This is a genomic window from Bradyrhizobium sp. YCK136, from assembly GCF_044570075.1.
GTDB lineage: Bacteria > Pseudomonadota > Alphaproteobacteria > Rhizobiales > Xanthobacteraceae > Bradyrhizobium > Bradyrhizobium diazoefficiens.
Map to the genome: position 1 here is coordinate 3,631,802 of NZ_CP172424.1, position 23,844 is coordinate 3,655,645.

Genomic DNA, 23,844 nt, shown 5'->3' on the forward strand with positions numbered 1-23,844 from the left:
CATTTGGTTAATCGGCAAAAGCGCAACTAAAGGTTAATCTTCGAACCGCCTTTCGCCGATCACGGACGCGCTCGCGGAGTTGGAACTATCTCTGAACCGGCTCGAATGCCGTCGCTAGCCAGTGCGGCTTTCTATCGGCCGCGTACGCGGTAGCGGGAGAGGTGTTGAATATGACCGGATCGTCGGTGCTTCGCCGCTGCGTGATCCATTCGGATGCTCCCACCATGGTCGGCAGATTGGATCGTGTCGGCCATCTATCCTTGAACGCATCAGGTTCGGGCGCTTCGCTCGCGTAGCCCAGACGGGCGGTAACTCGTTCCGGTGCAGGCACCGGGACGTTCAGCGGTTCGGAACCGGTCTGGGGCAGCTTCACGCGGAGCGTCGGCGCCTTGTAGTCGGGCGTTCCGAAAACCCCAAGATCCACCGGCGCTGCGTCAACAGGCGGCGGAGATTTCAAATATTCAAGCAGCGTGCCCATGGCCGCCAAAAGTTGATAGTCGGCGAATACCACGACGCCACGAGCCGAGGTCAACGAAACCAATGCGTTGAAATACTGGTTCTGGGCATTCAAGAGGTCGATCAGCGAACGCTGGCCCAGCTCATATTCCTTTTGGAAGGCCGCAATCGTCTTGCGATCAGCCTCGAGTTGCCGCGTCAGCGCGGCGATTCGTGTCACGGTGACCGTCCGCGCTGCCCAAGCCTTGTCGATGGATTCGATTGCATCGCGCTGAAGGCGTGCATGCCGCGCGGTACTTTCGACGTAACGTTCGGACATCTCCGACCGCCGCCAGACATCCTGACCGCCGCGGAAGACATCCCAGGACATGACAACCTTGCCGCTGTAGTCGTCGTGAGTAACCCCAAGATAGGGGTAGGTGTTGTCGTTGTGCGTCGCCCGGCCCTCGAGCGAGAAGGTCGGAACAAAAGCGCCGTCCGTCACGCGAAACGCATGCTTTGCCGCATCGGCGTCGGCCTGCGCGGCCTGAATGGTGGGGTTGAACCGTACCGTGGTGGCAAGGGCCTCGTCGCGGGTCGTGGGCAAGCCGCCCAGTGGTCCCGGGAAGCGAAGATTGATGGGTTCAAGTCCGACGACCTTGCGGAATCTGGCGCGGGACTCTTCCAGGCTCCGGCGGAATTCGGCGAGCGTCGCACGCGCATTTTCAACCCGTTCGCGGGCCTGCTCGAGATCGCCTTCACCGGCGCGTCCGCCGGAAAAGCGCGTGTTGACGTTGCTGAAGATCTTCTCGTGGGTGACGACGTTCTGCTCGCTGAGCGTGACCAACCGCAAATAGCGCACGACGTCGACATAGGCTTCCGCTGCGTCCAGAGCGATCAACTCGGTCCGCTCGCGAACGCGGAAAGCCGCTGCGTTGACGCGCGCCGTCTGCCGCCAGATGTCGTGAATCGAGGCGAAGCCGTCGAACAAGATCTGCCGGACGACGACGGATTCCTGCGATCCGTTTCGCCACGAGCCATTTCCGACGATCGGGACGGGCAGGGCGGTGCCGGTTGATACGGCAGCACTCTGGTCGAATTTTTCGGGACCCCAGCGCGCTTCCACGCGAACCTGCGGAAGCAGCGTGCTCTGGGTCTGGCGAAGCTCGCTCTCGGTAGCGCGGCGGTTGGCCGAGGCTTCACCAACTCCAGGGTTGGTACGTACGGCCTGTTTCAACGCGTCATTGATCGAGAACGGTTCGGCTAATGCGCCGCCGCATGGAACCACAGCCAATGCTGTGAAAACGAAAATGTACTTGAGCAATTTTACCTCCGCCCGTTTCCGAAATTCGGTCGCGGGGTCCCCCATGAAATTGCCTCAAGTCTCGCAAGGACTGAACCGACAAGCTAGGCGCAATGCGGGAAAATTGAGCAATTGTACCGGGTTGTCGCATTTCTGCCACGTCGGAGGCAGAGCGGAGGTTTAATAATACCTCTATCTTCGGAGTGGAGGGCGGCGCCAAACCTGGGTGTGACGAAGCGCAAGATTCCGCTGTGCCGCTTTACCTCTCAGCCTGTTGTCGATCCACGATGCCCGTACTGTTCCGCCAGCGGACCATTCTGTATTGGCGAACAGAAACCGGGCTTCACGCTCAACCGATCGTCCGAAGGAGCCCGCTGCCACAGCGCGAGGACAGGTCGCGGCCGACACGCGGGCCGGCTTCGGCGCCTGTCATCACAGCCATCGTTGCATGCGGGTGTCGCCGATGCAGAGCGTCGGCGCTGGTAACACTGCACGGTCCTTTAGGCGAGGAGGGCGCGCATTTTGCTTGCGTCCGGCAAGGCACCTAGTGATTGTGACGGAAAGCGTGAACGAATATTCGCAGAAATGACGTGACTGATTTTTTTTCGATTGATATTTTTCGGATTTTCGATGCGAACTCTGCTCATTATTCTTGGCATTTGGCTGCTCATCAATGTTCTCTTCGCCGTGATCATGATCCCCCCGCGGAAGTCGCGGAGGTCGAATGGCGAGCGAGGACAGAGCGGCCTGTCGCCTGCATTGATCGATCCGAAAAGCCGGCTGGAAGAGGACGAGGGTTTTTCGCTTCGTCACGCGATTATTGCAGTCGCGCTCGGCGCCTTCTTTTCTCTGAGCCCGCCGTTGCTGCAAGCTTATGATGCGATCGCGGCATTCGTCAGAAAGCTCCGTCGAGGCGAGGGGGCCGGCGTGAAGCCTTCGGACGACGAATAGGTCCTGAAATCCGTTCATTCGAGGATCCGTGCCGAGCATGAAATGCGGTTTCCCTGACGTCGATTGACGCCGGCTGCATCGCCGCAGAATGAAGAAACTTCAAAGCGGCGTGTTGGGTGGGTGAAGCGCTCGACATCCTTGGCATGCGTGCGGCGCTATCCGGACAGAGGCCGCGAGCGATCGACAATGGCCGGTTTGAGCAGAACCTGCGCCGGCGAGCGCCCCCCGCCGCGTCATGGGTGCCGGCCGTCTTGCGCAGCACACGCGCCAAAGTGAGCCGCGGCTGGAACGTCCAACACGAAACTTGGGGATGATGTAACTTCTTGGAATTACGTATAAAAACGGGAAAGAGATTCTGAGTCGGAGCGCTTCACCCGCTTCAATCTCCATTGCGTCCCGTACGTGTTGACCGGGGCGGCCGTTCTGTCAAAGAAGGGCGTCACATCGACGGCCACGAACGCGCGGACCGCCCCGCCAATGGGTACCAGGAGATCGGGATAGCTATGACCGAGCGGATCGCTCTCATCACCGGCGTGACCGGCCAGGACGGCGCCTACCTCGCCGAATATCTGCTGTCGCTCGGCTATGTCGTGCACGGCATCAAGCGGCGCTCGTCTTCGTTCAACACCGCGCGGGTCGATCACCTTTATCAGGATCCCCATGTCGGCAACGTGCCGTTCCTGATGCATTACGGCGACATGACCGACTCGACCAATCTGATCCGCCTGGTGCAGCAGATCCGACCGACCGAGATCTACAATCTCGCCGCCCAGAGCCACGTCGCCGTGAGCTTCGAGAGCCCGGAATACACCGCCAATGCCGACGCGATCGGCGTGCTGCGGCTGCTGGAAGCGATCCGCATCCTCGGCATGGAGAAGGAGACACGGTTCTACCAGGCCTCGACCTCCGAGCTCTACGGTCTCGTGCAGGAGATCCCGCAGAAGGAGACGACGCCGTTCTATCCGCGCTCTCCTTACGGCGTCGCCAAGCTCTACGGCTACTGGATCACGGTGAACTACCGTGAGGCCTACGGCATGTTCGCGTCCAACGGCATCCTGTTCAACCATGAGAGCCCGATCCGCGGCGAGACTTTTGTCACGCGCAAGATCACGCGCGGCGTCGCCCGCATCGAGGTGGGATTGGAGGACACGCTCTATCTCGGCAATCTCGAGGCCAAGCGCGACTGGGGGCATGCCAAGGACTACGTCGAGGGCATGCACATGATCCTCCAGGCCGACAAGCCCGACGACTTCGTTCTCGCCACCGGTGAGACGCGCTCGGTGCGGGAGATGGTCGAATTGTCGTTCGCGCAGGTCGGCCGGCGCATCGCGTGGCGTGGCGCAGGCGTCGAGGAGACCGGTGTCGATGCCAAGAGCGGCAAGACGGTGGTGAAGATCGATCCGACCTATTTCCGCCCGACCGAGGTCGATCTCCTCATCGGTGATGCCAGCAAGGCGCGCGAGGTGCTCGGCTGGAAGCCGAAGCGGAGCTTTGCCCAGCTTGTCGAGGAGATGATGGCGAGCGATCTGGCACAGGCGAAACGGGACGCTGCCCATGACAAACGCTCCGTTTGAGCTGAAGGGCAGAAGCGTCTACGTCGCCGGCCATCGCGGCATGGTCGGCAGCGCGCTGGTGCGCCGGCTCGCAGGAGAGGATGTCAAGCTCGTCACCGCGGACCGTCGCGAGGTCGATCTCTGCAACCAGGCTGCGGTGTTCGACTGGTTCGCAAAGGTGCGGCCGCAGGTCGTGTTCCTCGCGGCGGCGAAAGTCGGCGGCATCGTCGCCAACAACACGCTGCGTGCCGAGTTCATCTACGACAACATCGCAATCGCGGCCAACGTGATCCACGCCGCGCATCGGAACGGCGCCGAGAAGCTGATGTTCCTCGGCTCCTCCTGCATCTATCCCAAATTGGCCCCGCAGCCCTTGCGCGAAGAGTCCGTGCTGACCGGCCCGCTGGAGCCGACCAACGAGCCCTATGCAATTGCAAAAATCGCCGGCATCAAGATGGCCGAGGCCTACCGCAGCCAATATGGATGCGACTTCATCAGCGTGATGCCGACCAACCTCTACGGCCCCGGCGACAATTATCACCCTGAGATGAGCCACGTCGTCGCCGCGCTGATCCGCCGCTTCCACGAGGCGAAGGTTTCGGGCGCCAAGGGCGTCGTCGTGTGGGGCACCGGCACGCCGCGGCGCGAGTTCCTCTATGTCGACGACATGGCGGATGCCTGCGTGCACCTGATGAAGACGTATTCCGGTGCCGGGCTGATCAACATCGGCACCGGCGAGGACATCACCATCGCCGAATTCGCGCGCGTCGTTGCCGAGGTCGTTGGTTACAGCGGCGAGATCTCTTTCGACACCTCGCGGCCCGACGGTACGCCGCGCAAGCTGCTCGACGTCAGCCGCCTTGCAGGACTCGGCTGGCGCGCGACCACCTCGCTCGAGGACGGCCTGAAGCGCGCCTATGCGGCGTATCAAGCCGCGCAGCTAGCTGCGCAATAATCCAGCGACTGCTCGCCCGCGTTGTTCGATGCAGGGGGAGATCAGAACAAATCCCCATGGGAACCTTCACCGCAAGCACGAGTTGGCTGGTCGGAGGGGGTGACGGCTAACTCGCGCGCGGCCGCAACCCGGGCAGCGACAGGATTTGGACAATGGGCCTTGCTCAATACGCCATCGTGCCGGTCCGGGACCAATGGGGTGTGCTGCACGACGGCAACGTCAACGGCAAATATGCGACCAAGGAATCGGCGTTCGAAGCGGCCGTGGTCGCCGCCTCGCTGGCACTCCGGCAGGGGCACGAGGTCCATGTCAGTGCGCCCGGCCGCGAAGACGGCGAGGCTGACCTCGGGAGCTAGCATCGTCAGTGTGGTGGGCCTCTTGCGCGCCGCATCAAACGATCAATCGCCCGCGCCGCGCGGCAATTCCGATCGTGACCTCGGCACCCGCATTGGAATAGAGGCGGTCGGCTTCGACGCCGCCGCTGAAGATGGCGCCGTTTTCCGACATCAGCGAGCGGATGCGCAATTGTTCAGCGGGGGGCGAGTTGGCGGGGAGGGCTGACCAAAGCTGCTGGCGATCGCAAGCGAGCCGGTGACGATGCTCTCCCGCGGCGGCATGCCGAGCCGCGGTCCGCGAGCCCGCTGCCCGACGTTCGCGCTCCGACGCAAATAACATCATGTTAGGTTTATCGCATAACTGGGTAATTGTGTTAGCCCAGCGAAAGCCTATTGTCGCGATCAATCAGACACCCGTCGGCAGTGACCAGCGCTCGCGAAGCTTCGCAGAACGCCCGGAGATTGCTGCTCAATTTTCAACGAAGCCCGCCAACGGGACGCCAGAAAACCAGGGAGGAATTTTGAAATGGTCACGACTCGCGCGATGCACCACATGAGTCAGTCGAGGAAGGCTGCTGCCAGCGGCTGGATCGGGTCGGCTCTCGAATATTATGACTTCTTCATCTACGCGACCGCTGCGTCGCTGATCTTCCCGCAGATCTTCTTTCCGTCGGACAATCCCACCGTCGCCATCGTCGCATCGCTGGCGACCTATGGTGTTGGATACGTGGCCCGGCCGATCGGCGCCTTCGTCCTCGGACATTGGGGCGACACCCATGGCCGCAAGACTGTTCTCATCGTCTGCATGTTCCTGATGGGCATCTCGACGATGGCGGTGGGTATCCTGCCGACCTATCAGCAAGTCGGCATCCTGGCGCCGATCCTGCTCGTCATCCTTCGCCTCGTGCAGGGATTTGCCGTGGCCGGTGAGATCTCCGGCGCAAGCTCGATGATTCTGGAGCATGCGCCGTTCGGCCGGCGCGGCTTCTATGCAAGCTTCGCCCTTCAGGGCGTGCAGGCCGGACAAATTCTCGCGGCCGCGGTCTTCCTGCCGCTGGCGGCCTATATGCCGACCGACGCCTTCAATAGCTGGGGCTGGCGGATTCCCTTCCTGCTCAGCTTCTTCGTCATCGTCGCAGGCTACATCATTCGCCGCGAAGTCGACGAAACCCCCGCCTTTGCCCGCGAAGGCGAGCTGGGAGAAACGCCGCGGGCGCCCATTGTCCAGGCCATCAAGCTGAGCTGGCGCGACATGCTCAGGGTCATCTGCATGGCTCTGATGAACGTCATCCCCGTCGTTGCGACCATCTTCGGTGCGGCCTACGCGGTCCAGCCCGCCTATGGCATCGGCTTTGCCAAGGACGTCTATCTCTGGATCCCAGTGCTCGGAAACATGCTGGCCGTGTTCGTCATTCCCTTCGTCGGCCATCTCTCCGACAAGGTCGGCCGCAAGCCTCCGATCATCGTGGGCGCGCTGCTCTCCGGCTTGCTCGCCTTCGGCTATCTCTATGCCATCAGCATCCGGAATGTGCCGCTGGCGATCCTGCTGTCCCTCCTGATGTGGGGCGTCGTCTACCAGGGCTACAACGCGATCTTCCCGAGTTTCTACCCGGAGCTCTTTCCGACGCGCACCCGTGTGTCGGCAATGGCGATCTCGCAGAACATCGGCACGACCATCACCGCGTTGCTTCCCGCTTTGTTTGCGACCGTGGCGCCTCCCGGCTCGGCCAACATTCCGTTGACGGTGGGGGCGATCGCCTTCGGCATCACGATCATCGCCGCGCTGGCGGCCGTCACGGCCCGGGAGACCTACCGGATCAACATTGAGGATCTCGGTAATCCCGAAGCCGTTCCGATGGCGCGCGCAGACTATGAGCGGCAGCGTGCCGGAGCGGCGAGCGGGGCTGCCGCAGTTCCGACCTGACGGGTATGGTATGAGGCGATTGCCGCTGCGATCGATGATTGTCGCAGCGGCAGGGTTTCGCAGCACTGCGTGGCTGCCGATCCAGAATATGTGCGCGTGAGCGCGATCATCATGAGGTTGCAGGATGAACCCCGTTGTCGTTGCCGTCGCTATCACCGGCTCCGTTCCGCGCAAGAAGGACAATCCCGCGGTGCCGATCTCGCCGTCCGAGCAGATCGAGTCGACGCAACAAGCCTTCGAGGCCGGCGCCACGCTTGCCCATATCCATGTTCGCAACGATGACGAGACGCCGTCCTCCGACCCGGAGCGCTTTGCCCTGGTGCAGGAAGGCATCAGGAAGCACTGCCCAGGGATGATCGTTCAGTTCTCGACCGGCGGGCGGGGCCGCGATCCCTCGGCGCGGGGATCATCGCTCTATCTGAGGCCGGACATGGCCTCGCTGTCCACGGGATCGGTGAACTTTCCGACGATTGTCTACGAGAACAGCGCTGCCCTGGTCGAGACCCTCGCCACCAGCATGAAGGAAGGTGGCATCCGGCCGGAGATCGAGATCTTCGATTTGTCGCATCTGCATGGCGCCCGCCGCCTGATCGAGGCGGGGCTGATCGACCCTCGTCCACACGTGCAGTTCGTCATGGGCGTCAAGAACGCGATGCCGGCGGACGAGCATGTCCTCGATATCCTCCTGGGAGAGCTCAGGCGGCTGATCCCGAAAGCGACGTGGACCGCGGCCGGGATCGGGCGCCACCAAGCCGAGGTCATGGGCTGGGCGCTCGCGCGCGGCGCCGACGCGGTTCGCACCGGGCTCGAGGACAATATCAGGGTCGACAAGACGCGCCTCGCCGCCAGCAACGCGGAGCTCGTGACCATCGCGGGCGAGGCTGTCGCGCGCCACGGCCGGCGCGTCGCGACCGCAGTCGAGCGCGATCCGTGCTCGGGATCGCGCGGTAGGGGCTACTGCCTCCGCCTGACATGCTCCCGGCTGCCTTCTGCCATTCGGCGGCCGGCGTTCCCGTGCGCTGAGTCTCCGGGTAAGACGAGTGCCACAGGCGCGATCTGCGCCTGCCGGGCAGGCGACGTTTGGAATGCGGTTCTTGAAGACTGACGGCAGGCTCATCGGGGTCCTGCTGGTGCTTGCAATCACCCAGCTCATCGGATGGGGAACGATCGGTCTTCCGCCGATCGTCGGCCGCGACCTTGCGGCCGATCTCGGCATGAGCCTGCCGATGGTGTTTGCGGGCACCTCCACGCTCTATGTCACCATGGGGCTGTGCGCGCCCTGGCTCGCCAAGGCGTTTGCGCGGCACGGTGCACGCAAGGTGATGATGGTGGGCACCGTCGTTGCCGTGCCGGGCTATGTCGTTCTGTATTTCGCGCGCGAGCCGCTGCTCTATTTCGTGGCCTGGGTCATTCTCGGCATGGGCGGCAGCGCCACACTGTCGACCGGTGCCTATATCATGCTCAACGAGGTTGCCGGACGCCAGGCCAAGAACGCCATCGGCGCGCTGATGCTGGTGACGGGCCTCTCCAGCAGCATCTTCTGGCCGACCACCTCGTTTCTCAGCGGCCATTTCGGCTGGCGGGGCACCTGCCTCGTCTACGCCGCCATGCTGATCCTGGTCTCGCTTCCGCTCTATGCCTTTGGTGCGCCGCGCCGGAATATCATGAAGGACGACGGCGGCTCGGCTGCAAGACCTTCCGATGCGCCCGCGATTCCGCGAAGCACCTTCAATCTCGTCGTCATCGCGATCACGCTGAACGCCTTCGTGAATTTTGGTCTCGGCGCCGTGCTCATCGAGCTGCTGCGGGCGGAAGGGCTGGCGCCGGCCCAGGCCATCGCCTTCGGTTCGATGCTCGGCGTGATCCAGGTCAGCGCCCGCGGGCTGGACTTCCTCGGCGGGGGACGATGGGACGGAATCACGACCGGGCTTGTCGCCGGCACGGCGCTCCCCGTCGCCATGCTGCTGCTGATGCTGAGCGAGGGGGCGACCTGGGCGGTCGCAGCCTTCATCCTGCTCTATGGCGCGGGCAGCGGTGCCATGGCGGTGGCGCGAGCGACGATTCCGCTCGTCTTCTACGACCAGGCCGAGTTCGCCAAGGCGATGTCGATGATCGCGCTGCCGCTCAATCTCGCTTCCGCGATCTCGCCGCCGCTCCTTGCAGCTCTGCTCACCCAGTTCGGCAGCCGCGGCGCGCTGGGCCTGACGCTGGTGTTTTCCTGCGCGACCGTGCTGATCCTGGTCCTGCTCGGCCGCCGCCGGCCGCAGGTGGCTGCGGCTGCCGTAACCTGAGGCAATATTCACGGCGCGGAATTCGCTCTCGATGGCCGGTCCGGCCGCCGGGGCAGGGATGGCCGTATGCCCGGAGTGCAGTGCTCAAGGCCCGAAAATGGTGTATCCGCAGGGAGCGCAGTCACGGCCGAACCTCAGCACTCGGGCCGCCGCGCCAACACCAGTTCCCCGGAGGAAACCGACATGTCGGCCTTGCCGCTCTCAGGCATCAAGATCCTTGACCTTACCCGCGTGCTCGCCGGGCCCCTGTCGGCCCAGATGCTGGGCGATCTCGGTGCGGAGGTCATCAAGATCGAGCGGCCGGGCACCGGCGACGACGCGCGTGCCTTCGGCCCGCCTTATCTGACCGACCCCGAGGGCAAGGCGAACAACAACAACTCGTTCTACTTGTGCGCCAACCGCAACAAGAAGTCGGTCACGGTCAACATCGCCAAGCCCGAGGGCCAGGCGATCATTCGCGAGCTTGCCAAGGACGTCGACGTCTTCATGGAGAACTACAAGGTCGGCGATCTCAAGCGCTACGGCCTCGACTACGAGACCATCAAGGCGATCAACCCCGGAATCATCTATTGCTCGGTGACCGGCTTCGGCCAGACCGGCCCGTACGCGCCGCGCGCCGGCTATGACGCCATCCTGCAGGCAATGGGCGGCCTGATGAGCGTCACCGGCCATATCGACGGCGAGCCGGGCGAGGGCCCGATGAAGGTCGGCCCGTCGATCGTCGATTACATGACCGGCATGAATTCCTCGATCGGCATTCTCTCGGCGCTCTACCATCGCGACGCCAATGGCGGTGTCGGACAGCATCTCGACGTCTGCCTGCTCGACACCGTGATTGCCTCGCTCAGCCATTGGCTCCAGATCTACCTCGTCAACGGCAAGACGCCGCCGCGCCGCGGCACCTGGGGCAATGGTGGCATGCCGGCCGGCGTGTTCCGCTGCACCGACGGCGAGCTGATGCTGGTGGTCGGCAATGACGGTCAGTTTCAGCGCACCTGTGCGGTGCTCGGCGAGCCCGAGCTCGCCAACGATAAGCGCTTCATCAAGAACAACGACCGCGTCGTGCACGGCAAGGAGATCATGGCGATCTTCGCCGGCCTGTTCCTGAAGCAGCCGGTGGCCTACTGGCTCGACAGGCTGGAGGAGGCCGGCGTGCCGTCAGGTCCGATCAACAATTTCGAGCAGGTATTTTCCGATCCGCACGTCCAGTCGCGCGGCATGCGGGTGAAGACCGAGCACAAGTTCGAGCCGGAGCTGTCGTTGATCCGCAACGCGCTGACCTTCTCGGAGACCCCGATCAAGAACTACCGCGCCCCGCCGCTGCTCGGCGAGCACACAAAGGAGGTGCTCGGCGGCAAGCTCGGCTATGATGCCGGGAAGATCGAAGCGCTGAAGCAGCAGGGCATTATCTGATTTCATGACCGGCAAAACCATCATCACCTGCGCCATCACCGGCAACCTGACCAAGCCCGAGCAGTCGCCGTATCTGCCGATCACGCCCGAGCAGATCGCGACATCTGCACTGGAGGCAGCTGACGCCGGTGCCGCCATCGCCCATATCCACGTGCGCGATCCCGCGACCGGTCGGCCGTCGATGGCGATCGACCTCTATCGCGAAGTGGTGGAAAAAATCCGCGCCCGCAACAAGAGCCTCGTCATCAATCTCACGACCGGCCCGGGCGGACGCTTTGTGCCTTCAATCGAGGATCCCCGCATCGCCGCTGCAGGCACCACGCTGCTTCCTCCCGAAAAGCGCGTCGAGCATGTCGAGCTGCTCAAGCCCGACATCTGCACGCTCGACCTCAACACCATGAACTCCGGCGGCGAGGTCGTGATCAACACGCCGCGCAACGTCCGTATCATGGCCGAGCGCATGAAGGCGGCCGGCGTGCTGCCGGAGATCGAGCTGTTCGATTCCGGCGACTGCCACCTGGCGCGCGATATGTTCGCCGACGGCACGCTGAAGGGGCCGGGCCTGTTCTCGCTCGTGCTCGGGGTCAAATACGGCTTCTCGGCGACGCCGGAGACGATGTTCTACGCCCGCGGCCTGCTGCCGCCGGGCGCGGTCTGGTCAGGCTTCGGCATCGGCCGCGCCGAATTCCCGATGGTGGCGCAGGCGTATCTGCTGGGCGGCCACGTCCGCGTCGGCATGGAGGACAATCTCTATCTGTCCAAGGGCGTGCTGGCCAAGACCAATGCCGAGCTGGTCGCGCATGCCACAGGCATTTTGAAGAGCCTGGGTGCGAGCGTCGCAACTGCGGCGGAGGCGCGTGCGATGCTTGGGCTCGGCTGAGCGCCGTCGAACCAAAAGTGACCGCAGCGTGACGCTTGCTGGCCTTGCGTGAGGCTTGCGCGCAATCCCCAGATAAACCCGGTCCGTACTTACACAGGCTTCCGCTCCGCGCGCGACTCTGATTCGATCTCCCTGCGAGTTCCGGGAGGGGAAGTGCATGTCCTATACGATCGGGTTTCAGTCCAAGAACCAGAAGGCCGTTCTGGCGACCGAGGCGGCAACCGCCAATCAGGCCGTCGCTATCATTGCCGCGCTGCGGCAAAGCGCCGACGAAATAAAGTTCATCCGTTCGCCGCAGGAGGGCGAGATGGGTATCGAGATGCTGCTGCTGCTCGCCAAGGAAGAGGCCGAGGAGATGCCGCAGCGGGCCTGATCCCGCTACGACCACACTTCGATCAGAAGCGAAACATGCCGGCTGCAATATAATGTAGCAAGGCGCCAGTCTCGCTCGAACCTAAGGTGGCCGCCATGAAACGCGAAGCGCTCCGCGTCGAACCGATCTCGTCGTTTCTCGACCGCTGGAAAGCGCCGACCTCGCCGGTGACGCGCGCCGGCAACATGATCTTCGTCGCCGGGCTGCCGCCATTCGATCCTGACACCGGCGAGATCGCCTCCGCGCCGATCGAGCGGCAGAGCGAGATCATCATGGAACAGATGAAGCTGTGCCTGGAGACGGCCGGCGCCTCCCTCGACAACGTCATGAAGTGCAACGTCTACTGCACCTCGACGAAGCACTTCGCCGCGTTCAACGCGGTCTATGCGCGTTATTTCCCGGTCGATCCGCCGGCGCGGATCTTCGTCTGCACGCCGGAATGGTTCGCCCCCTTCGACGTCGAGATCGACTGCATCGCGATGATGTGAAGGCTAGCGCGCGTCCCTCGCCAGCGCGCGTGCCGGCGCCTTCGTCTCCGCCTTTCCCGCCGTCAGCGCCATCGTCGCCACGCTGACCACGCGCGCGACCACGTCCTCGACGTCGTCGAGATCGCATTTGCCTTCGGACAGTTTCGTCAGCCGCTCGCTCTCGCGGATGGTGTGGTGGGCCATGGCGAGCGCGAAGTTGAGGCCCCAGTAGATGTCGACGTCGCTGCGATCGGGCAGGGATCTTCGCATCGCGCCGGCGAATTTGCGCAGATGGTCGATCTCGCGGTTCTTGATGCGGCGGATTGGCGGCACGGATTCGATCGAGGCGCGGATCATGAAGCGCGCCGCCGTCGAGCGCTGGTTCTCAGGGCCGAGGCAGCCGCGCAAGGTCGGGCCGACGAGGGCGCGCAGGATCACCTCGATCGGCGCGCGGCCGCCGCCTTCTTCTTCCGCCGCCTTCAATTCGCGCAGGCGCTCGCGGTTGGTGGCGATCGAGCGGGAGACGAACAGTTCCGCGATCAATTCGTCCTTCGAGCCGAAATGATAGTTCACCGCCGCGAGGTTGACATTGGCCTCCGCGACGATGTCCCGCAGCGTCACGTCGCCGAAGCCGCGATCGGCATAAAGCCGTTCGGCTGCGGCGAGAATGGCAGACCTCGTATGATCGCTGGCCATGACTCTTTATCCCGTCATTCCGGGGCGCGACATCGTCGCGAACCCGGAATCTCGCGCCGCAACTTCTGGATTCCGGGTTCGACGCTTCGCGTCGCCCCGGAATGACGAGTGGGCGCGAAGGGCCGAGGGAGTTGCAATTCAAACAGTTGTATGAAACTATCGTTTGAAGGCCGGGAAAAGTCAATCCGCAATCGGGACTCGTTCGCAACTGCGATCTGGTTCCGGTGCGCTTCGCAAGCCGCGCATTCGCGCTTGCGGGCCGTATGCAGCGGGAGGACAGTCCGGCGCAAAACCGGTTCGAACGAGAGAAAACGAGGAGCGTCCCATGGATTTCGATCTGTCCCCCAAGCAGAAGGAATGGCTCGACCGCGTGCGGTCCTTCATGGCCAAGCACGTACGTCCCGCGGTGCCGGTCTATGACGAGCAGGATCGCAGCGGCGAGCGCTGGAAGGTGATCCCGATCCTGGAGGACCTCAAGAAGAAGGCGAAGGCCGAAGGCCTCTGGAACATGTTCATGCCGCCGTCCGAGCATGAGGATGATGAATTCCGCGGCGCGGGATTGACCAATCTCGAATACGCACTGCTGTCGGAAGGGATGGGCCGCGTCACCTGGGCCTCGGAAGTGTTCAACTGTTCCGCGCCCGACACCGGCAACATGGAAGTGTTCATCCGCTATGCCACCAAGGAGCAGAAGCGGAAATGGCTGCGGCCGCTGATGGACGGCGAGATCCGCTCGGCGTTCCTGATGACGGAACCGGCTGTGGCATCGTCCGATGCCACCAACATCGAGACCCGCATCGAGAAGGACGGCGATCACTACGTCATCAACGGCCGCAAATGGTGGTCGTCGGGCGTCGGCGATCCCCGCTGCAAGATCGCGATCCTGATGGGCAAGACCGATCCGAAGGCGGCCAAGCACCAGCAGCAGTCGCAGATCCTGGTTCCGCTCGACACGCCAGGCATCAAGGTCGAGAAGATGCTCCCCGTCTTCGGCTTCGACGACGCGCCGCACGGCCACGCCCAGGTGCTGCTCGACAATGTGCGGGTGCCGAAGGAGAACATCCTGCTCGGCGAAGGCCGCGGCTTCGAGATCGCGCAGGGCCGCCTTGGCCCCGGCCGCATCCATCACTGCATGCGCACCATCGGCAAGGCCGAGGAGGCACTGGAGAAGATGGTGAAGCGGCTCTCCTCGCGCACCGCGTTCGGCAAGAAGATCATCGAGCATTCGGTGTGGGAGCAGCGCATCGGCGAGGCGCGCACCGACATCGAGATGAACCGTCTGCTGTGCCTCAAGGCCGCCGACATGATGGATAAGGTCGGCAACAAGGCGGCGCAGCTCGAGATCGCCATGATCAAGGTCGCAGGCCCCAACATGGCGCTGAAGATCATCGATCAGGCGATCCAGGCCTTTGGCGGCGCCGGTGTCTCCGACGAGGCCGGCCTTGCCAAGGACTACGCCCACATCCGCACGCTCCGTCTCGCTGACGGTCCGGACGAGGTGCACAACCGCGCCATTGCCAGACTTGAAGTTCGGAAGTATGCAAACTCTTCCACGCACTAAAATGGGGGAGGGCACAAGCCGCTCTCCACGCCGTCATTCCGGGATGGTCCGAAGGACCAGACCCGGAATCTCGAGATTCCGGGTTCGCCTCTTCGAGGCGCCCCGGAATGACGGACAAAAGAATTGAGGGAGCGTCATCGTGGCCGACGGCGTCAGGAAAGACGAGGAGTTCTCGGGCACCAAGCCGGTCGAGGAGCGGCATCGTTTCGACGAGCTGCGCCTCGAGGCGTGGATGCGCGACAACGTCGAAGGCTATGAGGGACCGCTGGTCGTCCTCCAGTTCAAGGGCGGCCAGTCCAACCCGACCTACCGGCTGAACACGCCGAAGCGCTCCTACGTGATGCGCCGCAAGCCGTTCGGCAAATTGCTGCCGTCGGCGCATGCGGTCGATCGCGAGTATCGCGTGATCGCGGCCCTTGGAAAACAGGGCTTTCCGGTCGCGCGCGCCTATGCGCTGTGCCAGGACGACGGCGTCATCGGCGCGGCGTTCTACATCATGTCGATGGAGGAGGGCCGGGTGTTCTGGGATCCGGCGCTGCCGAGCCAGGATGCCGACGCGCGGCGAAAGATCTTCACCAGCAAGATCGAGACGCTGGCGAAACTCCACATGTACGATCCCGTCGCGATCGGCCTTGGCGACTTCGGCAAGCCCGGCAACTATTTCGCGCGCCAGATCGACCGCTGGACCAAGCAATACCGCGCCTCCGAAACCCAGCACATTCCGGAGTTCGAGAAGGTCGCCGAATGGCTGCCCAAGACCGTGCCGGAACAGGCGCGCGTCTCGATCGTGCACGGAGACTACCGGCTCGACAACATGATTTTCCACGCGACGGAACCGCGCGTGCAGGCCGTGCTGGATTGGGAGCTGTCGACGCTCGGCGATCCCATGGCCGACTTCACCTATCTGCTCATGCAGTGGATCATGCCGGGCCTGCAGGGCGTCGATCTCAAGGCGCTGAACATACCGAGCCTGGAGGAGGCCGCGCAGATCTATTGCAACGCGACCGGGATGAGCGTGCCGGATCTCAACTGGTACTTCTCCTACAACCTGTTCCGTCTCGCCGGCATCACGCAAGGCATTGCGGGGCGCATCCGCGACGGCACCGCCGCCAACGCCAAGGCGCTCGAATCCGCCAAGCGCACCGTGCCGCTGTCGCAGGCGTCATGGGAATACGCGCAGAAGGCGGGGGCGGTCTGAGGAGCTATGAAGGCGCGGTCGATGGCCGCGCCTTTTTGTTTGTGGTTCACATTCCTCGACACGCTCCGCGTCATTGCCCGCCTTGTGCGCAATTGCGCACTGGGGCGGGCAATCCGGTATTCCAGAGCCGGCAGTGCCTGAACCGGGCCGCCGCGGCGTACTGGATGCCCCGGTCAAGCCGGGGCATGACAGCGATGTTGCGGTGACGTAAGCTCGCTACATGATCGACCACACCACCCTCGTCACCTACGTCCTCATCGTACTCGGCTTTGTCTTCATTCCCGGCCCGGCCACGCTGCTCACCATGGCGCGGGCCGCAAGCTCCGGAGCGAAGGTGGGTATCGCGACGGGCGCGGGGATTGCGGCGGGTGACGTGATTCACACCAGCATGGCGATCGTCGGCCTCTCGGCGATCATCGCCACTTCGGCGCTCCTGTTCAGCATCGTCAAATATGCTGGGGCCGCGTTCCTGATCTATCTCGGCATTCGCGCCATGCTCGACAAGGCACCGATCGAGCTGAATGGCGGAGCGCCCACGATCAGCGCTGGTCGCGCATTCCGCGAGGCCGTGCTGACCGAGGTGCTCAATCCCAAGACCGCGTTGTTCTTCCTCGCCTTCCTGCCGCAATTCGTCCGGCCGGAACACGGCGCGACCGCGCTTCAGCTTGCGGTCCTCGGCATTGTCTTCGTGCTGCTCGGCCTGTTGAGCACCGTCGTGTTCGCCGTGGGTGCCGGTCGTCTCGGCAATTTCCTGCGCCGCCATCCGGCCGTCGTGAAGTGGCAGGGCAAGGTGGTTGGGACCATCTACTGCGCCGTCGGCGTGCGGCTGGCGTTGCAGGAAAGATGAGGTGGCCCGCGCCAGCTCTCGTAGGGTGGGCAAAAGCGCGCAGCGCTGTGCCCACCATCTTGCCGCGATCGCGGTAACATTGGTGGGCACGCTACCGCTTTGCCCACCCTACGGCAGCGTCGCTTACCCCTTCGCGCAATGCGCGATCAGCTTCTCGACGAACCCCGCGCATTTCAACAGCTCCGACATCTCCACGAACTCATCCGGCGTGTGCGCCTGTGCGATCGCGCCGGGGCCGATCACGACCGAGGGGATACCGGCCATGCTGGCAAACAGGCTCGCCTCGGTGCCGAAGGCGACCTTGGCGTGGTCGTTGCGCCCCGCGAGGCTCTTGGCCAGCGTGACGATTGTCGCATCGGCGGCGGTGTCGAGCGCGGGATAGTCGAGGATCTCCTCGAAATCGATGCCGCATTCCGGATGCCGCGCCTTCATCGCCGGCTCGATCTCGGCCTTGGCCCAGGCGACGATCGCATCCGTCACCTCGCGCGACTCGGTGATGCCGATGCCGCGGCATTCGAAATCCACCGTGCAGGTATCGGGCACGATGTTCAGCGCAGCGCCGCCATGGACGATGCTGGTGAGCAGCGTCGAGTGCGGAACGTCGTAGAGGCTGTCCGTCGATCTCTTGCCAGCGAGCAGCACGGCGCGGCGGCGGATCTCGACAATCAGCTCGGCGGCATATTCGATTGCGTTGACGCCGTCGGGCGCGATCGAGGAGTGGCGGGCAAGACCGCGGAAGGTGGCGCGTACGCCGTGCTTGCCCTTGTGGCCGATGATGACCTGCATCTGCGTCGGTTCGCCGATGAAAGCGCCGAGCGGCCTGACCTTCTTCCTGGCGACCTCGCCGAGCATCGGCCGCACGCCGACACAGCCGATCTCCTCGTCATAGGAGATCGCCAGATGAATCGGCGTCTTGAGCCTGGCCTCCACCATGTCAGGCACCATGGCGAGGCACACCGCGACAAAACCCTTCATGTCGGTGGTGCCGCGGCCGTAGAGCCTGCCGTCGCGCTCGACCAGCTTGAACGGATCGTGGCTCCAGTCCTGGCCCACGACCGGAACGACGTCGGTATGGCCCGACAGCACGAGGCCCGGGCGGTCCTCCGGCCCGATCGTGACCCACAGCGAGGCTTTCTGTCCGGTCTCGTCGACGATGCGCTCAAAGCCGACGCCGAGCGCCGCGAGATAGCTTTCGATATGGGCGATCAGGGGCAGGTTGGTGCGGTCGCTGATGGTGTCGAAGCCGACGAGGTCGGCGAGGAGCTTGCGAATCCGGTCGGGTCTTGTGTCCAGCATTCTCGGGATCATGTGATGGGAGGGATCGTGGTCGGCTCTGCCGCCTGCACGAACCATACCAACGGAACGGCACGACGTGCAAACCCGCCGGGCAGGGGGCGAGCCCGCTCGGCCGTCCGAATGCGCTCAGTTCTTCTGGGTCGCGTTCTTCTTGGCCGGCGCGGGCGCCGGCGCCGCGGCGGTTTCCGGCGGCGCCTGCGGTGTCGCAACCGAAATGCCGTAGGGCCGCCATTGATTGCCGACGTTCTGGAACGTCAGGTCGAAATTGATCTGGAGCGGGCGGGTCGGAAAGAACCCTGTCAGCCGCAGCATCTTGTTGGGATCGAGATAAGGCGGCGTCGAGAGCTGCGGCGCGGCAAGCGCCACCGAGAACAGGTCGAAATTCCGTCGCCGCAGGTCGGTGAATCCCAGCGCGAGGTCGGCGGCGCTGTTCCTGGCCTGGAAGTCGGGCGCGGCGAGATCGCGCAGCACCGAATAGTTGCCGGAGCGGTTGGCATCGTTCAGCGTCAGCAGCGTCGAGCGGATCAGGTACAGCGCCTGCTCGGCGCTGACGGGAAGCTGTGGCTGCTTGGCGGCGGCCTTGTCGTCCTCGGCGCTGATCGGGTTCATCACGATCGGCGACAAGGCGACCACCACGCCCAAAGCGAGGCCGAGATATTTCCGCGAGCGCACGGCCCAACCCAGCCTCACCATCCGGGCCTGACCCCGACACGCGCGCCGAATCCCATCGATCCAGGTCGGGCTCCCACACCCGAGCCAATAAAAACATGCATCGCTATTCCTCAGACCAACCGAGCCCAACGACACTATTGGAACGTGAGTCGTGATTCAAGGTCGGGATGATACCCGAAGCAAGAGAAGTCCACCTTTCGAGGAAAGATCGCAAGGTGCTTGAGGCGTGCTGTCGCTCACCGGTGACGTTGCAGCGCGATTTGAAGCGGGCGCGGATAGTTCTGTTGGCGGCGGATGGGCGCAGCACCCGGTCGATCGCCAAGGAAGTTGGGGTCCAGCCGCGGATTGTCAGCCTTTGGCGGCATCGCTATGCCGACCATGGCCTTGAAGGGCTGCAAGACAAGCCGCGGCCTGGCAAGCAGCCGATCTATACGAAGACGACCGACAAGCGGATTCTGAAGCTGCTGGATAAGCCGCCACCGCAAGGGTTTGCGCGCTGGACCGGCCCCCTGCTGGCCGAGGCGCTGGGCGATGTCGATGTCCAATATGTCTGGCGGTTCCTGCGCAGCCACAAGATTGACCTGGTGGCTCGCAAGTCCTGGTGCGAGAGCAACGACCCGAACTTTACGGCCAAAGCCGCCGATGTTGTCGGCCTCTATGTCGCGCCGCCGGCGAAGGCCATTGTGCTGTGCGTGGACGAGAAGCCCTCGATCCAGGCTTTGGAGCGAGCGCAGGGTTATCTGAAGTTGCCCAATGGCCGCGCCTTGACCGGCCAAAGCCACGATTACAAGCGGCATGGCACCACAACATTGTTTGCGGCGCTCGAAGTCGCCACCGGAAAGATCATCGCGACCCATTCAAAACGCCGGCGCCGCGTCGAGTTTCTCGATTTCATGAACAGCGTCACGGTACTAGCGGTTCGATCAAACGGAATCTGTCACCGTCCGGCAACATCCGGACACTCGAAGTTGTCGCGGCCCGCAAGATCGGTCGGTAACATCATCCTCAGTTCAGCGTCCACGACGCGCCGGCCCTGACGCCGATGGCGCCTTGCTGTGCGGCCGTGAATGCCGCGTTGAAGCGCATGGCGTCCGAATAGGAATAGCCGAGGCCGACCGCGAGGCCAGATTGTCCCTGGAAATTGCCGAAGCCGCCGGAGACCGAGATCTTGCCGGGGCGAGGATCGAATTGCAGGCTGGACGCCGCGAGCGCCAACGCCACGCCGCCGCGCGACTCCCGTGTCAGGTTGTCGACGCGGCCGTTGAGGGCGGCCAGTTGGGAGTTGATTCCGTTGATGTCGCCGGCGGAGGCAAGTCCGAGGCCAGCCAGCGAGGTGGTCGCCAGATTGCCGGCCGCGTCCGATGTGACGAGCTGTGTCGGTCCCGACTGCGCCGCCTTGCTCGCAGCCGAGGTGATGCCGCTCATCGTGTAGGTGCTGCTGGCGGTGCCGACTGCGACCTGGTTGGCGCGCGTCGTGGTCGCGCCGCTGCCGATCGCGACCGAGTTGTCGAAATTCGCGCCGGCGCCGGTGCCCATCGCGATCGCGTTGATGCCGGTAACGGCCGTGCCATTGCCGATCGCGACAGAGGACGCGCCGGAGACGGTGCTGTTGTTGCCCATCACCACGGCATTGGTGGCGTTGACGGTGTTGCCGCTGCCGAACACGGATGAGCCGGCGGCGCTGGACGTTGCCGCAATGGTGTTGTTCGAGCCGACCAGCTGGATGTTGTCGCCGCGACCCGCCACATTGGACCCGTTCACCGTGTTGTTGTCGCCGAACACCAAACTGTTGTTGCCGTTGACGATGTTGGGATCGCCGATGGCGAACGTGCCGTTACCGCGGACGTTCTGTCCGGTGCCAAAGGCGCCGCTGTTATTGCCGCTGACGTTGTTGAAGGAGCCGACAGCCGCGCTGTTGCTGCCGGTGACGGTGCTGAAGGAGCCGACAGCCGCGTTGTTGCCGCCGGCGATGCCGATACTGGAGCCGAAGGCCGCGGTGTTGTCGCCGGTGACGCCATTGCCGGAGCCGACAACCGCGCCGTTGTTGCCGGCGACGACGTTGTTGGAGCCGACGGCCGCGTAGTTGGTGCCGTTGATGGCGTTGCCGGAGCCGAAGGCCGCACTGCCGTCGCCGTTGACGGCGTTGGTCGAGCCTACGGCGGCGCTGTTGTTGCCGCTGGCGGTGTTGTTGGTGCCGAGCGCGGCACTGTTGCCGCCGTTGGCGGTGTTGCCGAGGCCAAATGCGCTGCTCTGACTGCCGAACGCGTGGGCATTGGCGCCGAACGCCGACGAATTCGTGCCGGTGGCGATTGAATTGGAGCCCACGGCCGTATTGCTCATGTTGTTGCCATTGGCGGCGGCGTTCACGCCGATTGCGATGTTGGTCGCATTGTTGCCGCTGGCATTTGCATGGTCGCCCGTGGCGACGTTCTTTCCGCCGATTCCGGCGGCGTTGGAGCCGAAGCCGGTCGCCACGTTCGCGCCGGTATCGCCGGCGGCGCTGGCGCCGTTGCCGATTGCGACGTTGTTGCTGTTGTCGCCGGTCGCGCTTGCATTCACGCCCGCGGCGAAGTTCGAGCTGGCGTCTCCGCTGCCGTCGGAGTTGACGCCGGCGGCGAAATTGGCGCTGACGAGGCCAAAGGCGTTGGCGTTCGGTCCACAGGCGAAGTTGGTGCTGGCGAGACCGCCCGCGGAGGCGCCCATCGTCGCACCGCCGGACGTGGCGCAGACGAACTGCGCTGTCGCCGGCCGTTTTCCGGACAGCAGACAAAGCGCCGACAAAGCAAAGACCGCGACCAGGCGCACAATGCGGACCGGGCAGGATCGGCCTCGGGCATTGGATGCGCGCCACCTGCGATCCTCGGTTGATCGATACGCTGTCGGCCCCGCCCAATTCAACATCATGTCGCATCGGGCCGAGGCCTACGACTGCAATGATTTGTGGCTGACGAAATTATCGCCCCGGCCGGTCCGCCTCTACCGCTTGGCACGCAACCACATTGCGTCTATTGCAAATTATTGCCGGAAGATGCGCCGTTCTTCTTCTTCCGTGTTATTTTTTCGTTTGCAACTGTGGGGCGGGGGGATGTCGGTCTTTCAGAGCCTGATTTTCGATACGACTGTGCTTGACGGCATTACCGATCCCGCCATTCGCGCTCGCGTGTGGGCCGAGTGTTTCGAGCAGATCGTCACCGGTATGGACATGGGGTTTGCCGAGGGGGATGCCCGCATCATCGGGACGCACAAATTCCTCATGAACGAGACGGTCGCGCTGGGGGAGATGTTCAGCTCCTCCTTTATCGGCGCGCGGACCAAAAAGCACATCAACCGCGACGACGAGGACCACGTCTATCTGAGCTTCAACATCGGCGCGACAACTCATATCGGCCGCCAGCTCGGGCGCGAGATCGATGTCCAGCCGGGACAGGCGGGGCTGCTCGTACTGGACGCGAGCACACAGGCCATTGCCCCGAACAGCGGCCATTGCATCAGCCTGAAATTGCCGAACGCGATCTTCAGGGAGTGGGGCCTGTCCCCGGTCGACCTGGCCTGCCGCCCGCTCGATTGCACCGGTGCCGACTATCAGCTCCTGACCGGTTATGCGCGGCTGTTGATCGCGAACGGGGCGGGGCTGGACGAAGGCGGCGTCGCGGAGGCGACGCAGCACCTGATCAAGCTCACTGGCCGCTGGCTCGGCGCCAGGGACGGCGTGCAGGGAGTGGACGGTGAGGAGGCCGTCTACCGCGCGCGGCTCGCCTTGGTTCGGCAGACGATCAGCAAGCAGGCGTTCGATCCCGAGGTCAGCCTCGAGCGGGTGGCGCGGCGGCTCGGCATGCCCTCGCGCACCGTGCAGCACATGCTGGCGAAGGCCGGCGAGAGCTTCTCGCAGGTGGTGATGGCGGCGCGGCTGCGGCGGGCCCGCGTCCATCTGCTCGATCCCGTCTACGCCGATCTGTCGGTCGCGGACATTGCGTTCCGCTGCGGCTTTCTCGACGTCTCGAGCTTCTACCGCGCGTTTCGCGCCGCCTATAACGTCACGCCGAAATCGCTGCGCGAGCAGGCCGGGACGATTCCACCGGAATGAGGCGGGCCGCCGGCGCCAACCGGGCCACAAGACCTTGCGTTGCCCGTCGGGCAAGACACCCAAGATGCCGGTCAACGCGCCTTGTCGAAAATATTCTACTTTACCGAAATTCGGAAGCGGCGTATGTGTCGCCTCACTCCGGCCCAAGGAAGAGGGGCGTATCGCGATCGTCACGAACGCGGGCCGGGCGGCGGTGGACGCTAGTTGCATCGGCGCGAGGGGTTTCGCAGGGCGGGCAACCGTGAGCGAGGACGTCGCGCGCACGACCGGTGTGATCGGCGTACGGCCAAATCGTGTCGTCCTGGCGCCCGGGGTCTGTGCGCCAAGTTCTGCGGTGATGTGTGCGGCCCGACCGGACCGCGCGTGTCAGCCATCCGCAGGGCGACGGGGGCAATAGTGCATCGCTCCCCGGGGAGAGCACGACATAAGCCGTTCCAACCACTGCGCAGGGAAGGCCGGGATGTCTCCGGTTGCCCTGTTTCCCCGCTGTGCATCGTAGCGCAATCTGCACCTCGCATGGCGGTCAATGGGAGCCAGCCGGCTCCCGGTCTTCCCTGCGCCCTCTTTCATTGGGCGTGACGCGACGAAGCAAAGCTCGGGCGAAACAGGC

General features: G+C 63.9%; 20 protein-coding genes and 2 pseudogenes. 16 read left to right on the top strand and 6 right to left on the bottom strand.

Going from position 1 to position 23,844, the window contains the following annotated elements; genetic code table 11:
- Positions 1-85 precede the first annotated feature (85 nt).
- Complete coding sequence (locus ACFLEY_RS17175) at positions 86-1,804, bottom strand: TolC family outer membrane protein (RefSeq protein WP_060907993.1); 1,719 nt, start codon at positions 1,802-1,804, stop codon at positions 86-88.
- 564 nt (positions 1,805-2,368) lie between these two features.
- On the opposite strand from ACFLEY_RS17175, the gene ACFLEY_RS17180 reads away from it, so the two are divergent.
- From ACFLEY_RS17180 to ACFLEY_RS17195, 4 genes are all read left to right on the top strand, one after another.
- Entirely contained in the window at positions 2,369-2,689 is a 321-nt protein-coding gene (locus ACFLEY_RS17180) for a hypothetical protein (RefSeq protein ID WP_049832405.1), read from the top strand.
- 503 nt (positions 2,690-3,192) lie between these two features.
- Positions 3,193-4,263: a GDP-mannose 4,6-dehydratase gene (gmd, locus tag ACFLEY_RS17185; protein WP_011088213.1), complete on the top strand. Its 1,071-nt coding sequence runs from the start codon at positions 3,193-3,195 to the stop codon at positions 4,261-4,263.
- On the top strand, positions 4,244-5,197 hold the full coding sequence (locus ACFLEY_RS17190; protein WP_028171353.1) for a GDP-L-fucose synthase: 954 nt from the start codon (positions 4,244-4,246) through the stop codon (positions 5,195-5,197). Before gmd ends, ACFLEY_RS17190 begins: the two co-directional genes overlap by 20 nt.
- 152 nt (positions 5,198-5,349) lie before the next feature.
- Entirely contained in the window at positions 5,350-5,553 is a 204-nt protein-coding gene (locus tag ACFLEY_RS17195) for a hypothetical protein (protein ID WP_060907992.1), read from the top strand.
- 34 nt (positions 5,554-5,587) lie between these two features.
- Here the strand turns inward: ACFLEY_RS17195 and ACFLEY_RS17200 are convergent, their stop codons facing one another.
- The gene (locus tag ACFLEY_RS17200) at positions 5,588-5,938 is read right to left on the bottom strand and encodes a hypothetical protein (RefSeq protein ID WP_179883825.1); all 351 of its coding nucleotides are present in this window, start codon (positions 5,936-5,938) and stop codon (positions 5,588-5,590) included.
- 120 nt (positions 5,939-6,058) lie between these two features.
- Here ACFLEY_RS17200 and ACFLEY_RS17205 point away from each other — a divergent pair, with 120 nt between their 5' ends.
- The 7 genes and pseudogenes from ACFLEY_RS17205 to ACFLEY_RS17235 all read left to right on the top strand — a co-directional run bounded on the left by ACFLEY_RS17205 (position 6,059) and on the right by ACFLEY_RS17235 (position 12,901).
- The gene (locus tag ACFLEY_RS17205) at positions 6,059-7,456 is read left to right on the top strand and encodes an MFS transporter (RefSeq protein WP_011088210.1); all 1,398 of its coding nucleotides are present in this window, start codon (positions 6,059-6,061) and stop codon (positions 7,454-7,456) included.
- A 124-nt stretch (positions 7,457-7,580) separates the two neighbouring features.
- Positions 7,581-8,407: pseudogene (locus tag ACFLEY_RS17210) on the top strand (3-keto-5-aminohexanoate cleavage protein).
- A gap of 134 nt (positions 8,408-8,541) precedes the next feature.
- Positions 8,542-9,747 (top strand): MFS transporter, encoded by a 1,206-nt coding sequence (locus ACFLEY_RS17215; RefSeq protein WP_028171357.1) that lies wholly within the window; start codon positions 8,542-8,544, stop codon positions 9,745-9,747.
- A gap of 183 nt (positions 9,748-9,930) precedes the next feature.
- Positions 9,931-11,160, top strand: coding sequence for a CaiB/BaiF CoA-transferase family protein (locus tag ACFLEY_RS17220; protein ID WP_060907991.1), 1,230 nt, complete (start codon positions 9,931-9,933; stop codon positions 11,158-11,160).
- Between the two features lie 4 nt (positions 11,161-11,164).
- Positions 11,165-12,040: a 3-keto-5-aminohexanoate cleavage protein gene (locus ACFLEY_RS17225; protein WP_060907990.1), complete on the top strand. Its 876-nt coding sequence runs from the start codon at positions 11,165-11,167 to the stop codon at positions 12,038-12,040.
- A 157-nt stretch (positions 12,041-12,197) separates the two neighbouring features.
- Positions 12,198-12,413, top strand: a complete 216-nt coding sequence (locus ACFLEY_RS17230) for a hypothetical protein (protein WP_028171360.1) — start codon at positions 12,198-12,200, stop codon at positions 12,411-12,413.
- 95 nt (positions 12,414-12,508) lie between these two features.
- A complete protein-coding gene (locus ACFLEY_RS17235; protein ID WP_028171361.1) occupies positions 12,509-12,901 on the top strand; it encodes a RidA family protein in 393 nt (130 codons plus the stop codon).
- A 3-nt stretch (positions 12,902-12,904) separates the two neighbouring features.
- On the opposite strand, the gene ACFLEY_RS17240 is transcribed toward ACFLEY_RS17235, so the two are convergent.
- Entirely contained in the window at positions 12,905-13,576 is a 672-nt protein-coding gene (locus ACFLEY_RS17240; protein ID WP_011088204.1) for a TetR/AcrR family transcriptional regulator, read from the bottom strand.
- Positions 13,577-13,901: 325 nt separating this feature from the next.
- Here ACFLEY_RS17240 and ACFLEY_RS17245 point away from each other — a divergent pair, with 325 nt between their 5' ends.
- The 3 genes from ACFLEY_RS17245 to ACFLEY_RS17255 all read left to right on the top strand — a co-directional run bounded on the left by ACFLEY_RS17245 (position 13,902) and on the right by ACFLEY_RS17255 (position 17,182).
- Complete coding sequence (locus tag ACFLEY_RS17245; RefSeq protein ID WP_060907989.1) at positions 13,902-15,137, top strand: acyl-CoA dehydrogenase family protein; 1,236 nt, start codon at positions 13,902-13,904, stop codon at positions 15,135-15,137.
- A gap of 139 nt (positions 15,138-15,276) precedes the next feature.
- Positions 15,277-16,335 (top strand): phosphotransferase family protein, encoded by a 1,059-nt coding sequence (locus ACFLEY_RS17250; RefSeq protein WP_028171363.1) that lies wholly within the window; start codon positions 15,277-15,279, stop codon positions 16,333-16,335.
- Positions 16,336-16,555: 220 nt separating this feature from the next.
- Positions 16,556-17,182 carry a LysE family translocator gene (locus ACFLEY_RS17255; protein ID WP_060907988.1) on the top strand — a complete coding sequence of 209 codons (627 nt, stop codon included), beginning with the start codon at positions 16,556-16,558 and terminating at the stop codon, positions 17,180-17,182.
- Positions 17,183-17,305: 123 nt separating this feature from the next.
- Here the strand turns inward: ACFLEY_RS17255 and argE are convergent, their stop codons facing one another.
- Complete coding sequence (gene argE, locus ACFLEY_RS17260; protein WP_060912584.1) at positions 17,306-18,478, bottom strand: acetylornithine deacetylase; 1,173 nt, start codon at positions 18,476-18,478, stop codon at positions 17,306-17,308.
- Positions 18,479-18,604: 126 nt separating this feature from the next.
- Positions 18,605-19,171 carry a hypothetical protein gene (locus tag ACFLEY_RS17265; RefSeq protein ID WP_249163296.1) on the bottom strand — a complete coding sequence of 189 codons (567 nt, stop codon included), beginning with the start codon at positions 19,169-19,171 and terminating at the stop codon, positions 18,605-18,607.
- Positions 19,172-19,317: 146 nt separating this feature from the next.
- Between ACFLEY_RS17265 and ACFLEY_RS17270 the strand changes: the two are divergent.
- A pseudogene (locus ACFLEY_RS17270) lies at positions 19,318-20,058 on the top strand (IS630-like element ISRj1 family transposase); the annotation flags it as partial.
- A 97-nt stretch (positions 20,059-20,155) separates the two neighbouring features.
- On the opposite strand, the gene ACFLEY_RS17275 reads toward ACFLEY_RS17270, so the two are convergent.
- Positions 20,156-21,475 (bottom strand): YadA-like family protein, encoded by a 1,320-nt coding sequence (locus ACFLEY_RS17275; RefSeq protein WP_211434198.1) that lies wholly within the window; start codon positions 21,473-21,475, stop codon positions 20,156-20,158.
- On the opposite strand from ACFLEY_RS17275, the gene ACFLEY_RS17280 reads away from it, so the two are divergent.
- Positions 21,423-23,234: an AraC family transcriptional regulator gene (locus ACFLEY_RS17280; RefSeq protein WP_211434199.1), complete on the top strand. Its 1,812-nt coding sequence runs from the start codon at positions 21,423-21,425 to the stop codon at positions 23,232-23,234. The genes ACFLEY_RS17275 and ACFLEY_RS17280 overlap by 53 nt on opposite strands.
- Positions 23,235-23,844 lie beyond the last annotated feature (610 nt).

Excerpts from the sequence above, each read along its gene's own strand:
- ACFLEY_RS17215 (WP_028171357.1), top strand. The coding sequence starts at position 8,542 with ATGCGGTTCTTGAAGACTGACGGCAGGCTCATCGGGGTCCTGCTGGTG.
- ACFLEY_RS17175 (WP_060907993.1), bottom strand. The coding sequence starts at position 1,804 with ATGGGGGACCCCGCGACCGAATTTCGGAAACGGGCGGAGGTAAAATTG.
- argE (WP_060912584.1), bottom strand. The coding sequence starts at position 18,478 with ATGCTGGACACAAGACCCGACCGGATTCGCAAGCTCCTCGCCGACCTC.
- ACFLEY_RS17195 (WP_060907992.1), top strand. The coding sequence starts at position 5,350 with ATGGGCCTTGCTCAATACGCCATCGTGCCGGTCCGGGACCAATGGGGT.
- ACFLEY_RS17220 (WP_060907991.1), top strand. The coding sequence starts at position 9,931 with ATGTCGGCCTTGCCGCTCTCAGGCATCAAGATCCTTGACCTTACCCGC.
- ACFLEY_RS17180 (WP_049832405.1), top strand. The coding sequence starts at position 2,369 with ATGCGAACTCTGCTCATTATTCTTGGCATTTGGCTGCTCATCAATGTT.
- ACFLEY_RS17255 (WP_060907988.1), top strand. The coding sequence starts at position 16,556 with ATGATCGACCACACCACCCTCGTCACCTACGTCCTCATCGTACTCGGC.
- ACFLEY_RS17235 (WP_028171361.1), top strand. The coding sequence starts at position 12,509 with ATGAAACGCGAAGCGCTCCGCGTCGAACCGATCTCGTCGTTTCTCGAC.
- ACFLEY_RS17190 (WP_028171353.1), top strand. The coding sequence starts at position 4,244 with ATGACAAACGCTCCGTTTGAGCTGAAGGGCAGAAGCGTCTACGTCGCC.
- ACFLEY_RS17225 (WP_060907990.1), top strand. The coding sequence starts at position 11,165 with ATGACCGGCAAAACCATCATCACCTGCGCCATCACCGGCAACCTGACC.
- ACFLEY_RS17265 (WP_249163296.1), bottom strand. The coding sequence starts at position 19,171 with ATGGTGAGGCTGGGTTGGGCCGTGCGCTCGCGGAAATATCTCGGCCTC.
- ACFLEY_RS17240 (WP_011088204.1), bottom strand. The coding sequence starts at position 13,576 with ATGGCCAGCGATCATACGAGGTCTGCCATTCTCGCCGCAGCCGAACGG.
- gmd (WP_011088213.1), top strand. The coding sequence starts at position 3,193 with ATGACCGAGCGGATCGCTCTCATCACCGGCGTGACCGGCCAGGACGGC.
- ACFLEY_RS17205 (WP_011088210.1), top strand. The coding sequence starts at position 6,059 with ATGGTCACGACTCGCGCGATGCACCACATGAGTCAGTCGAGGAAGGCT.
- ACFLEY_RS17230 (WP_028171360.1), top strand. The coding sequence starts at position 12,198 with ATGTCCTATACGATCGGGTTTCAGTCCAAGAACCAGAAGGCCGTTCTG.
- ACFLEY_RS17245 (WP_060907989.1), top strand. The coding sequence starts at position 13,902 with ATGGATTTCGATCTGTCCCCCAAGCAGAAGGAATGGCTCGACCGCGTG.